Origin of the sequence: Alteromonas sp. NFXS44 (assembly GCF_040148705.1) — a bacterium.
Taxonomy (GTDB): domain Bacteria; phylum Pseudomonadota; class Gammaproteobacteria; order Enterobacterales; family Alteromonadaceae; genus Alteromonas.
The window spans coordinates 445,785-458,899 of the sequence record NZ_JAGDEA010000005.1; the positions used below are offsets into that span (position 1 = coordinate 445,785).

A 13,115-nucleotide genomic window follows, 5' to 3' on the forward strand; every position below is an offset into this window, starting at 1 on the left:
CTTAAGGTACTGCCACCAGGTTTATAATGTTGTCCAGTACCTGATCCACGGTAATGCCTTCCGCTTCGGCTTCGTAGGACAAAATAATCCGGTGACGTAACACATTATGTGCCACAGCCTGAATGTCATCCGGCCCGACGAAATCACGTCCGGCCAGCCAGGCGTGGGCACGGGCACAGCGGTCAAGGGCAATGGTGGCCCTCGGGCTTACACCAAATTCTATCCAGTTCGCCATTTTTGCATCAAACGCTTCAGGCGTCCGGGTTGCCATAACGATCTGAACCAGGTATTGCTCCAGTTCCGGTGCCATATGTAAAGACAAAGCAGCATTTCTGGCAGTGAATATATCCTGCTGACTCAGAGAAGGTGGTGCAACGGTGGCTTTTTTCAGCTCTTCATCGCGGGTAAGGCGCAGAATCGACAGCTCAGTGTCAGCGCCCGGGTAATCAATACTCACGTGCATCAGGAAGCGGTCAAGTTGAGCTTCCGGCAACGGGTAGGTCCCTTCCTGCTCAAGGGGGTTTTGCGTAGCCATGACAAGGAACAGAGGCGGTAAAGCATAAGTTTTATTCCCCACTGTAATTTGACGTTCAGCCATGGCTTCTAACAGCGCAGACTGCACTTTGGCAGGCGCCCGGTTAATTTCGTCAGCCAGTACCAGGTTATGGAAAAGGGGGCCCTGCTGAAATACAAACTCACCGGTCTCAGGACGATAAATGTCTGTCCCGGTTAAATCTGCCGGTAACAGATCAGGGGTAAACTGAACACGGTGGAAGTCGCCGTCAATACCATGAGCAAGTGCATTAATCGCCCGGGTTTTTGCCAGCCCCGGCGGGCCTTCAACCAGCATATGTCCATCGGCTAAAAGCGCAATCAACAGGCTTTTCGTCAGTTCACTCTGACCAATAATCTGGGAGTCTAAATAAGTATGAAGTTGTTGAAACTGCTCTGCAGACATAGTGATTTAATCCACTTTTATTTTTTGAAACCAGCGCACATTTACGTTGACCGGCTAACTGATCACTCAGTCGTACCTGTGTTCTGTGCAACCTTGCAAATGAACCGTCAGGGCAGACAACGCAATGCAATCTTTTACATAGCCGGATGAGTACCTATACATAATAAGGCCCGAATCCTGCGCTTCAAGCCACCGGCGTAAATTTATTGTATAGCCGTTAATGGGCTTTGTGATGTTCTTAAACTACATTAGTTTCAGGCTCTTGGATAAGCAGGCAATTTTTCAGGATGAACTGCCTGCAGGGGAAATTTGCTATTTTGTTCATTGTTTGTAAAAATCTAACTCTTTACAGGTCTGACCACTTAGGGTCATTTAATGCAGGTGCAACATGACAGTTAAACAATCAGTCACAACCCGTAACGGTGACAGAATCGCGATAGTCGCAGGATTACGTACGCCTTTCGCGAAAATGGCGACGTATTTCCACGGTGTGCCCGCCGTTGATCTGGGCAAGATGGTGGTCAATGAACTGCTCATCCGTAATGGCGTATCACCGGAGCTGGTGGACCAGGTGGTGTACGGACAAGTTGTGCAAATGCCGGAAGCGCCCAACATTGCCCGCGAGATCGTTCTGGGTACTGGCATGAATGTGCATACTGACGCTTACAGTGTGTCCCGTGCATGCGCTACCAGCTTTCAAAGCACGGTTAACATTGCAGAGAGCATGATGGCCGGTACCGTAGAAGTTGGTATTGCCGGCGGTGCCGATTCAACATCTGTATCGCCAATTGGTGTGTCGAAAAAATTTGCCCGTGCACTGGTGGATCTGCAAAAAGCAAAGACAGTCGGTCAGAAGTGGGCCATTATTAAAAAGCTGGGATTGAAAGATTTAATGCCTGTCCCGCCCGCAGTTGCAGAATATTCCACAGGCTTGTCCATGGGACAGACAGCGGAGCAGATGGCCAAGACTCATGGTATCTCACGACAGTCTCAGGATGAGTTGGCTCACCGTTCTCATTCTCTGGCGGCTGCAAGCTGGAATGAAGGTAAGCTGGACAACGAGGTAATGACTGCCTATGCAGAGCCGTTCAAAGGCGCGCTGGGTAAAGATAATAACGTTCGTTTTGACTCAAAGGTGGAAGGCTACGCCAAACTGCGCCCTGTATTTGATAAGAAATACGGCTCCGTTACGGCCGCTAACGCAACGCCGCTGACCGATGGTGCATCTGCAGTACTGATGATGACGGAAAGCAAAGCCAAAGCATTAGGCTACACCCCGTTAGGTTACATCCGCAGCTACGCCTTCGCAGCTATTGATGTGTGGGAAGACATGCTGATGGGACCATCTTATGCCACGCCAATGGCGCTGGACAGAGCCGGTATGTCGCTTAACGACCTTACACTGATTGAAATGCACGAGGCATTTGCAGCCCAGACACTGGCCAACGTGAAAATGTTTGCCAGCGACAAATTCGCTAAAGAAAAACTGGGTCGTGATAAAGCTACCGGTGAAATCGACATGGACAAATTTAACGTGATGGGCAGCTCTATCGCCTATGGTCACCCCTTTGCTGCTACCGGCACCCGGATGATCACCCAGATGCTGAATGAGTTACAGCGCCGTGGCGGCGGAAGCGGATTGCTGACAGCATGTGCTGCCGGTGGCTTAGGCGCAGCCATGATTGTGGAGACAGAATAATGAGCGAACAGGAAAATCAGGACGTGGTTATGAGTGATTCATCTGCCAAAGCATTTACCCTCACAAGACAGGACAATGGTGTTGCCATTCTGACGATGGATGTCCCGGGCGAGTCAATGAATACGCTGAAAGCGGCTTTCGGAGACGAGATTTCTGCGGTCCTTGATGAAATAGAGAGCGACAGCAGCATTAAAGGTGTTGTGCTGACAAGCGGAAAGCCTTCTTCTTTCGTTGCGGGGGCTGACATCACTATGCTTGCAGCCTGTGAAACCGAGGCTGATGCCAGGGCGCTGGCGGCCGGTGGTCAGGATGTGTTTGATCGTATTGAGAATATGAAAGCCACCTTTGTTGCCGCTATTCATGGCCCTGCCCTGGGGGGGGGTCTGGAGCTGGCGCTGGCTTGCCATTACCGTATTTGTACGGATTCACCAAAGACACAGTTGGGCTTGCCAGAAGTTCAGTTAGGCTTGCTGCCCGGCAGTGGCGGAACCCAGCGGTTACCGCGCCTGATTGGTGTACAGCAGGCAATGAAGATGATGCTCACCGGCGCTCCGGTGCGTGCTAAGCAGGCGAAGAAATACGGTATTGTTGATGACATGGTGCCGCAAAGTGTATTGCTTGATGTGGCTGAACAATTTGCGCTTAAAGCAAAGCCACACCGTGATGCCCCGCAAAAAGGCCTGGTGAATAAAGCCCTGGAGCAAAATCGTTTCGGCCGTAATTTTTTGTTTAAGAAAGCCAGAGAGCAGACTTTTGCGAAAACAAAAGGTAACTATCCGGCACCGGCGATGATCATTGATGTTATTGAAACCGGTCTGAATGACGGCATGAAAGCAGGGCTTAATGCAGAAGCTGATGCCTTCGGTAAGCTGGTGATGACACCGGAGTCTTTCCAGTTACGTCAAATTTTCTTTGCCACTACAGAGATGAAGAAAGAACATGGCGTGGAAGGCGTAAAGCCTGCCAAAGTGCATAAAACCGGTGTACTCGGCGGTGGCCTGATGGGCGGTGGTATTGCTTATGTAACGGCAACCAAAGCCGGTGTCCCTGCACGGATCAAAGATGTTCGTGAGGAAGGTATCGCCAATGCGATGAAATACAGCTACGACATTCTTAACAAGAAAGTGAAAAAGCGCTTCATGCTGAAAAGTGAGATGCAAAAACAGCTTTCCTTACTTACCGGCAGTCTTGATTACCGTGGTTTTCAGGACGCTGATATTGTGATTGAAGCGGTATTTGAAGATCTCACTCTGAAGCAACAGATGGTGGCTGATGTTGAAGCCAACTGCAAAGCTGAAACGATTTTCGCTTCAAATACATCCTCCATTCCGATCACCGACATTGCTGCTAAGGCACAACGGCCGGAGAATGTTATTGGCCTGCATTACTTCTCTCCGGTAGACAAAATGCCGCTGGCGGAAGTTATCGCTCATGACAAAACGTCAGACGAGACTATTTCAACCACCGTAGAGTTTGCCCGTAAGCAGGGGAAAACCCCGGTAGTGGTGAAGGACGGGGCAGGGTTCTATGTGAACCGTATTCTTGCTCCTTATATGAACGAAGCGGCCTGTTTACTGCTGGCTGGTGAGCCGGTGGAGTATATCGATAAGTCACTGGTGAAGTTTGGCTTTCCTGTGGGGCCGGTTAAGTTACTGGACGAAGTCGGTATTGATGTCGGGACCAAGATTATTCCGTTTCTGGTTGAACAGTTTGGCAGCCGCTTCGAAGCGCCTGCGGCATTTGACAAAGTGCTGGCTGATGACCGGAAAGGGAAAAAGAATGGCAAGGGCTTTTATCTGTATGAAGGTAAGAAACCCGGTAAGGAAGTGGATGAATCCATTTACGCCGTGCTTGGTGTGACCCCGTCGAAGAAACTCAGCGAAAGGGCCATCGCGGAACGCTGTGTTCTGATGATGCTGAATGAAGCTGCACGTTGTCTGGACGAAGGTGTGATACGCAGTGCCCGCGACGGCGATATCGGGGCAATCTTTGGTATCGGCTTTCCGCCATTCCTTGGAGGTCCGTTCCGCTACATGGACACATTAGGACTGGATACCGTAGTCAACAAGCTGACACAACTGGCGGGTAGTGTTGATCCGAAATTCACCCCGGCTGAATGTTTACAGGAAATGGCAAAAGAAAATAAAACGTTCTATTGATGTTTTTGTAATGTTAAAAGGTCGGGCTTTGCCCGACTTTTTTGTTTTAGGCGGTGTTTTAACTGGCTTTCGAGGTAAAAATAAGTACACTGCAACCGGTTTGGTTATTTTGTAGTCAATTTTTTGGCATAGTTAATCAAGAGGTTATTTTTCCAATGATGGTTTTTCTGGCTTTAATGGTGTTTGGGTGTTGTGCTGCGGGATATTACGTTGCAGCAATGAAAGCCGGAATGAATGCGAAACGCTGGGCTGTAGGTGGTTTATTACTGGGTCCGGCACTTTTCCCGCTGTTTAATATGAAGCGGTACTTACTGTGGCGTGAAATTGCAGGGTATCGCGGGCCAGTGTTTGCCGCTTAGCCTTAAATGGCTCAATATCGCCTTCCGTGGCGGATTTCAGGCATAAAAAAAGTCAGACTGTTCTGACTTTTTTTGTGTTAAGACCAAAATTAGTCTAAATCACAAGCATTCAAGTGCTGACAAGGTTTCATCTTCTGAAACTGCGTAGTGGCTTCCTGTTGTTTCTCAACAGGCTTGGCGCCTTCTTCTACAGTGACAGGTGCAGTTGTGGAAAGTGCTAGTGCTACAGCGGCTGCTTTTAACATTATAAATATCCTCTGATTTTTTATTTGAACAAACAACACCGTTCTCGCCGGTGCACCAGAGATATAGCTATATGTGTGCCAACCTAAACCTTTAGTAGTATGAAAGTTTTAAAACTCTTATTTTTCAGTAAGTTAAAAGTTTTGTATTTTAAACTGAATTTTAATGGTGCCAGAAAAAAAGATTTGCAATAAATTAAGATGTGTACTACGCCTTATTTTTGACGCAGGGGGGATCAGTAAGAATTCTGACCGATGAGGTTGTAAAGCTTTTGATTTTCCTGAAGTAATTTCTCAAATCGCTCAGCATTCAGTGGTTTTGAGTACAAATAACCCTGTAACATTTCACATTCGTAGCGACGTAAAATCGTCAGTTGTTTTTCCTGTTCCACACCTTCAGCGACCACTTTTAGCCCCAGATTATGGGCAATATTGATGATAGCGGCAGCCATATGCCGGTCTGTGCTGCTTTCTGCAATGTCGTCAATGAACGCTTTATCGATTTTCAGTGTATTCAGCGGAAAGCGCTTAAGATACGCTAATGAAGAATAACCTGTTCCGAAGTCATCCAGTGCCAGGTGAATGCCCCGGTCCCGCAGACGCTTCATCATTTCCAGACCCTGGTCCGGATTCTCCATCAGCGTGCCTTCGGTAATTTCACACTCCAGATGGAGCGGGGATAACCCTACTTCCTTCAGGATTTGTTCAATCCGGTCGTCCAGGTTTGGCAACTCAAACTGCTTGGCAGAAATATTTACCGCTACACGGCCGGAGAACAAGCCGGCGTTAACCCAGCGTTTGGTATCTGCACAGGCCTTACGCAGTACCTGTTCACCAATTTCGACTATTTGTCCGGTTTGTTCTGCCAGCGGAATGAACTGACCCGGGCTAACTATGCCTTTTTGCGGGTGTTCAAAACGCACAAGGGCTTCCATACTCACCAGCTTACCCGAGGCAATATCAACTTTAGGCTGGTAATAAACCGTGAACAGATCGTCTTTAATGCCCTGGCGGATGAGGTTTTCTATCTGCAACTGGCGCACCGCGTTCTGGTTCATTTCACCGCTGAAGAACTTATACGTATTACCACCATTGTTCTTCGCAAAGTACATGGCGGTATCTGCGTTTTTCAGCATTTCCTGCGGTGTTTTACCGTCATCAGGATAAAAAGCGATACCGATACTGGCACCGAGTACAAATTCCTGTTTATTTATAATGAAAGGCCGTGACAGGTTATCCAGAATGTCCTGTGCATAATGGGTAATAGTGTGGATGTCTGCCTGGTCTTCCATCAGAACACTGAATTCATCACCGCCAAGGCGGTAACAGGTTGCCGTAGTGCCGGTAATACGCTGTAAGCGCTTGGCGATTTGCTTAATCAGCACGTCGCCGGTCTGGTGGCCAAGGGAATCATTAATCTTCTTAAAGTTGTCCATGTCCAGACAGAGCAGGGTATGAGACGCTGCTTTACGGACCAGGTTTTGATGACTGGCCTGGAAGAAAGAGCGGTTAGGGAGTTCTGTCAGCGGGTCGGTATTCGCCAGCTTCAGTAATTCTTTTTCTGTGCTTTTACGGGATGTGATGTCAGAGAATACACCCACAAAATGACTGATACGGCCATCGTCATCATGTACGGCATCGATATTCAGTTCCATTTCGTAGCGCTCACCGTTCACCCGGGCTGATTCGACCTCGCCAAACCAGTTACCTTTAGTGCGCAATGTTTTCTTAATTTCTTCGGTAAAGGCATCCGGATACTGGTTAAAGTACATGTACGAAGCCAGTGCCTGATCACGGCTTTCTCCGGTATAACCGCAATAGGCGTTATTGACCGAGATGTAGCGGAAATTAGTGTCGGTAATGAATACCCCTTCGGAGATATTTTCAATAGACCGTTTGAACAGGTTTAACTGTTCTTCAGCTTCTTTCAGATGATGAATGTTTTTCAGTGTACCTGTCATCCGCATGGGTTGCTGATTATGATCACGCTGCACCACCTTGCCGCGGTCGAGTACCCAAATCCACGAGTTAGAAAACGTTTTTGCGCGGTAAGCCAGTTCGTAAAATTCTGATTTACCTTCCAGATGGGCTTTCAAAGCTTCCTGAACACGCATGACGTCATTAGGATGAATATTGGCATCATAGGCACTGGATGTGCGGATGTTGTCCTGAGGGAAATCCAGTGTGCCCCATGTGTTGGCACGGTAAACCTGACCACGGTAAACGTCCCAGTCCCAGAGTTCATCGCCGGAGCTCCACAGGGTAAGTTTCAAACGTTCTTCCGACTCTTGTATAGCCCGCTGACCCTGCTTGCGTAACTGGTACTGGCGCAGAATGTAAAAGAGTACCGAAAGTGCTATAAAGGCGTAGAACACCAGTGCTGCACTGTGTAACCAGAAAGGCCGGCCAACAGATAATCTAAAGCTGGTGCTCTCAGACCAGGTTTTATCCCCTTCCTTGGCCTGCACTTCAAAGACATAACTGCCGAAAGGCACGTTATTAAATTGTGCCAGTCTGCTGGTATCAGCCGGGAACCAGTCATCTACATTCCCTGTCATACGATAGCGATACACCACATCTTCAGGAGTGACCGGATTAATCAAACCAAAAGTGATACTAAAACGGGATTGCTCGTAATCCAGAGAATACTCAGACTTCTCTAAAATGCTGGTATCAGTCGATTTTGTTTCATCATCAAAATCACTAATTGAAGATGAGCCAAAAATTTTGAGATCAAAAAGATGCGGGGGACGTGTTTGAGAAGTCTGAACTAAATCTTTTTCGATAAACGTTTTAGTTAGAATATTAAACCCTTTTGAACCGGCAAAAACCAGTGCTTCATCAGAAGTCAGCAGAGATGCCTTTTCACTGAATTCATTATATCCCAAGGCCTCTCTTGAAATATTTTCTTTGGACTCAAGAGTGAAAAGATCTACCCGCGTTATACCCAACCGGTTGGTATACCACACGGAGCTGTCACGACCCTGAGCAGAAAAGGTCACTCCTGCATCCTGCACAACTTGCTGGCGGTCTTCAATCTCGAGACTATGGGCATTTATTTTAATAACACCGTCGTAAAAAGTGGTGACCCAGTAGAAATTTCGCCAGTAGTAAACGTTCATTGCTCTGAAGCTACTATTAGACGGGTCTTCAATGACTCTGACGACCTCACCGGCAACGGGGTCGAAGACCAGTATTTTATCGGGTGAAGATACCCAAAGTCTCTGCTCACTGTCCGTGAATATTGGAACAACGACAGTGTCACTTTGTGTAATTTGGTGTTCTGTAGAAAGAGCTTCCAATTCACTGATACTTTCTGCTTCACCTATCATTGAACTGGGTATAGAGGTTAATTTACCATTATTTAAACTTAGCCAGACGTATTTACCATCAAAATACAGACTTTCCACTACCTGGTTTTTGAAAAGTGTTGTAATTAAATTAAACTTTCCATTTTGATGTTCGTAAATTAACAGGCCGCTAGTACTTGCAATCCAAAAGTAGCCATTGTCATCAATAATTAAATCCCAAAGGTTACTTTTTAAATTTTCGATAAAGTAGTCGATTGTTCCAAGATCCCGGTCAAACTTCCCCAATCCTTCATTTTGCGTGACAAACCATAGATCACCATTCGCATCTTCATCGATGGCCCAGATGGTTGACGAGATGGAAGCTTTCTGAAATTCTTTTCTGTTTTCAAACGTGCGGACAGCACTGAGTTTAGGCTGGTATCTGAACAAACCGGAATAGGTGCCTACCCACACACTGCCATTGCTGTCTGCCTGAATAGAAAAAATAATTTTCTGAGTTAAACCGGTAAGTTCTGCGCTTTTCTGGCCTGCTGCGATGAATTGTCTTTTCCTGAGGTCGTAGATAGCCAGTCCTTTGAATGTGCCTATCCAGACGATGTCTCCGACCTGTGTCAGTGTGGACGTGGTAGATAATTTAACTGGCTGGTTGTCTTCTGAACTGCCCAAATAAGAGATTTCCCCGTTATTGGCAATCCTTGTAATTCCGTCCCCCGTCGCCAGCCAGTATTCCCCGTCGATAACCTTAATGTCATGCACACGGTTTTGAGCGACTGAATAACCATAAGGATTCACCTTTGAAAGCGGGAATATCTGATCACTGTTTTTATTCAGGATGAAAGCACCGTGATTTCTTGTTCCTATCCATAAACGGTGTGCTTCATTATAAATAACCAGCATATCGTCGGGTAACTTTGTGCCACGAAAAGCCGGGATCAATACCTTACCATCGGGTTGCAGGCGATAAATTTCGTCATAGGTACTGACAAGCAAGCGACCGTTTTCGTCTGCTATTATTTTTCTGATGTATTTAGATTTTGACGTATTGGCTTCAAAAACGATGACTGTAAAGTCGTCAGTTTGAGCATTGTATTTCGCCAGGCCCTGGTCCGTGCCTACCCAAAGCGTGCCGTTATCGTCGATAAACAGATCGTTTATCCATGTCGAAGGCAGAGAGCGGGGATTTGAAGTCTGAGGGTGATACTGTTTAGCACCTTCTGAATAACCGGTATAACGGTGCAGGCCGGTGAGTGTGGCAATCCACAAGCTTCCGTTTTTGTCTTCAACAATATCCAAAATACTATGGTCTGAAATACCATCTTTTTGCGAGATATTCTGGAAGTAGATGTCTGTGATTGATACAGCCTTACTCTCCGCACAGAGTAGATACCCCGGCAGCAGAATGCAGCTGACAAAAATCCAGATTAAGGTTGAGCGCACCAATACACCTTTGGCCGTATTATTTTATCGTTTTAATTACGTTTATTATCGGCAGCATCCATTCAAACCGAAGGTTCAATATGCCGAAATCAGCCAATATCTACAAGTTTTTTTCCGGATAGGGGACAGAGGAGGTTAATTCTTGTCCACTTTAAAGTTTACACCTTATTTATCGTGAAAAATCAGTCAAAATAAGGTGTTTGCTTTTTAAACGATGACAGGTCGCTGAGCAATCTGTCCTGAGGCACGTCGATACCTTTGAATTTACCGGGTGCAAACAATACCAGTTCGCCGAACAGGCTTCGTTTGGCCAGCGCGTTGGCGTAGTCCTGTATATCGGTAAAAGACAGTCTGCAAATCAGGTCGGCAAGTTTGCTGTTTCTGTCAAAACCATGATCCTGAATGCCAAGGCTTACCCACAGTCTCTGTGACTTCATCGACAGTGATAAATCACGCTCTTCCATCTGTTTTAGCAGATTCTTTTGAATGGTTGACCAGTAGAACCGGTAAAAATCGATTTCATTTAGTTGCTCAAACAGAAATGAGGTCATCTCTTTAAGCAAAACTTCCGGTTCGTGAGACGGACTTTGAATGTAGAAAGCCATACCCGGATGCTGGTTATGAGGCACATAGCCGGTGCCAACCACGTACCCGAGTTGCTTTTCTGTTCTGAGTACATTGAAAAACGGGGCGGCGAGCATTTGTTCCAGCACCATACACATGGCGGTGTCTTTCAGGCTGTTACCGGGCGCCTGCAGATAAAGCACTACTGCCGCGTCATCGTGTTCACATATGACTTCGTGATAGAGGGCTTCGCCAACAGGTAATTGGGTCACAGCGCGGGACAATGGCTGACAACCTGCGCCGGGACAGGCACCTTTTAAATGTTCTGCAAAGGTAGAGGCTTCTTCTGCCGGCCAGTTGCCATGCATAAAGCTCTCGACAAAATATTTATCCAGCGCCTGCCGGCAAATGTCTGTCATATTTTCGAAAGAACATTCACGGACTGCCTTCAAAAGCTCCACCGGCGCCTGTGTATTGCGCTGAACAATTACGCTGAGCCGTGAAAACAACCGGTTGGTAGGCTTATTCATCAGGGCATTTTCAAGTGTCTGAATTTGCATGGCTTTCAGACGCTCAAACTGGGATGCTTCAGGCATAAATTGATGGATAGTTTCCAGCAGCTGACCAGCCAGCTTGACCTGATGATTTGAAAACCCCCGGGTATGGAGGGTAAAACCAGCCTGATGCCCGTAAATCCGGTAATGCAGGCCAGCAATTTCTGCGCGGTAATATTTCGCCTGCAAATGGTCATTCAGCGCTGCGAGCCAGATACGTTTTGCCGCTACTGCAATCAGGTTGTCAGTAAATGCAGGTGCATCGAAAGAGATATAAATATCGCCTTTCGGGCTGTGGAACTGGTTGTCCTGCGCATACCAGAATGCGAAATGTTCTTCTCTGACCAACGCTCTTGGCAGTAAATAATCATCGCCCGGAATAGTAAGGTGATAATCATCACCCAGATAAGGATTGGGCGGAGGTAACTGTAAACCGTCGTAAGCTTCCGGCTCTGCCAGCTTGTGCAATAAGTCCTCAGGCAAAGGGCGTATCTGATAGCGGGCGTTATAGTGCCGGCAAACCGAATCTGTGGGAAGGTCCGGAGCAATCATTTTTACCCGCATTGTATGGGGGGTAAAAAAGGACAGCGCGTGTTCCAGCTTCTGCTTGTCAAAGCTGTCGATAATGATTCTGAAGAGTTTTATTTCTTCGCTGTCAAAGGTGAACAGATGCTGGGAGTATTCGCAAACAATACTTTGCAGCTTGGGATTCTCTTCATACTGATAAGCCAGAGCGCCGAGATGCGCTTTTTCCTGATACCGCCACTTCTCATCAATGCTGTTTTTAATGAGTCTGACGAATGCGAATAAGGCTTCCAGTATGCTGTCTCTGTTATTCAGACCTTCTTCGGTTAACTGAAAGCTGACATTGAAATCTTTAAAGTCATCGCCTTCAATCCCGCTGCCTGCTATCAGATTGGTAACCCAGTTTTTGGCCTTCAGACAGCCCAGTAAGCTGCCTTCACCCTCATCGCCGATGAGATGACTTAAATAGTTAAGCGGCTTGGTGCGGTAATCCAGATGGAGTCCGGGCAGAGCAAAGGTGACAATCATCCGCCGCGCGGTTTGCAACGGAATGATATTAATATCTACGGCAAGTTGTTCTTCATTATACAGTGGCGGCCATTCTTTCGGCGCTTCTTCGCCCTGACGGAATGCGCTGAAGCTCTGCTGTGTCAGTTCCAGCACATTTTCCGGATCTTCACTGGTAAAAATGGCCAGGCACATGTTGCTGGCAGTGTAGTACTGACAATGATAATCGTGTAACGCTTTATGCAATTCATCTTCCGGCAAAGAGCGGAAAATATTGGCATTGCCTACAGAAAATTTACTGAAGGGATGTGCCGGATTCGCGGTTTCTTTGTGGATTTGATAAAGACGGCGCAAATCATCTTTACGTTTAAATTGAAATTCCGCCTCGATAGCGTTGATTTCTTTATCCAGAGTCTCTTTGTCTAACAAAGGAAGTCTGAGCATATCTGCAAAAGCGGGAAGAATGCGTTTGAGCTCCGCACTTCTGCAATGAAAATGGTAATTAGCAAACTCAGTACCCGTCCAGGCATTAATACTGCCGCCTGCACTGTCCACCATATCGTTAATACTGTTGGGCTTGGGCAAGTGGCGACTGCCCAGAAACATCATGTGCTCGAGGAGGTGAGATAAACCTTCACACTGTTCGGGATCATAAAAATGGCCGGCACGGACAGACATGGAAGCATAGGTGGAGGGTGTCAGTTCATGCTGATAAATCATGACCCGCAGGCCATTTGGAAGCGTATGGAAAGTGGCTTTTTCCAGATTCAGTGGTGTTGTCAAAATGCTCTCTTTATTTA

7 protein-coding genes are annotated in these 13,115 nt (G+C 47.0%); 3 read left to right on the plus strand and 4 right to left on the minus strand.

Annotation, left to right across the window (positions count from 1 at the left end):
- Window position 1: 1 nt before the first annotated feature.
- Window positions 2-958, minus strand: coding sequence for an AAA family ATPase (locus tag J3369_RS07245; protein ID WP_349585414.1), 957 nt, complete (start codon window positions 956-958; stop codon window positions 2-4).
- Between the two features lie 388 nt (window positions 959-1,346).
- Here J3369_RS07245 and fadI point away from each other — a divergent pair, with 388 nt between their 5' ends.
- The 3 genes from fadI (at window position 1,347) to J3369_RS07260 (ending at window position 5,175) form a co-directional block, all read left to right on the plus strand.
- Window positions 1,347-2,657 (plus strand): acetyl-CoA C-acyltransferase FadI, encoded by a 1,311-nt coding sequence (fadI, locus tag J3369_RS07250; RefSeq protein WP_349585417.1) that lies wholly within the window; start codon window positions 1,347-1,349, stop codon window positions 2,655-2,657.
- Window positions 2,657-4,816: a fatty acid oxidation complex subunit alpha FadJ gene (gene fadJ, locus J3369_RS07255; RefSeq protein WP_502877420.1), complete on the plus strand. Its 2,160-nt coding sequence runs from the start codon at window positions 2,657-2,659 to the stop codon at window positions 4,814-4,816. The genes fadI and fadJ overlap by 1 nt, the downstream gene beginning before the upstream one ends.
- A gap of 155 nt (window positions 4,817-4,971) precedes the next feature.
- A complete protein-coding gene (locus tag J3369_RS07260; RefSeq protein ID WP_303575013.1) occupies window positions 4,972-5,175 on the plus strand; it encodes a hypothetical protein in 204 nt (67 codons plus the stop codon).
- An 89-nt stretch (window positions 5,176-5,264) separates the two neighbouring features.
- On the opposite strand, the gene J3369_RS07265 is transcribed toward J3369_RS07260, so the two are convergent.
- The 3 genes from J3369_RS07265 to J3369_RS07275 all read right to left on the minus strand — a co-directional run bounded on the left by J3369_RS07265 (window position 5,265) and on the right by J3369_RS07275 (window position 13,098).
- A complete protein-coding gene (locus J3369_RS07265) occupies window positions 5,265-5,420 on the minus strand; it encodes a hypothetical protein (protein ID WP_303575012.1) in 156 nt (51 codons plus the stop codon).
- A gap of 233 nt (window positions 5,421-5,653) precedes the next feature.
- The gene (locus J3369_RS07270; protein WP_349585421.1) at window positions 5,654-10,165 is read right to left on the minus strand and encodes an EAL domain-containing protein; all 4,512 of its coding nucleotides are present in this window, start codon (window positions 10,163-10,165) and stop codon (window positions 5,654-5,656) included.
- A gap of 182 nt (window positions 10,166-10,347) precedes the next feature.
- The gene (locus J3369_RS07275) at window positions 10,348-13,098 is read right to left on the minus strand and encodes an insulinase family protein (protein ID WP_349585424.1); all 2,751 of its coding nucleotides are present in this window, start codon (window positions 13,096-13,098) and stop codon (window positions 10,348-10,350) included.
- Window positions 13,099-13,115: the final 17 nt, after the last annotated feature.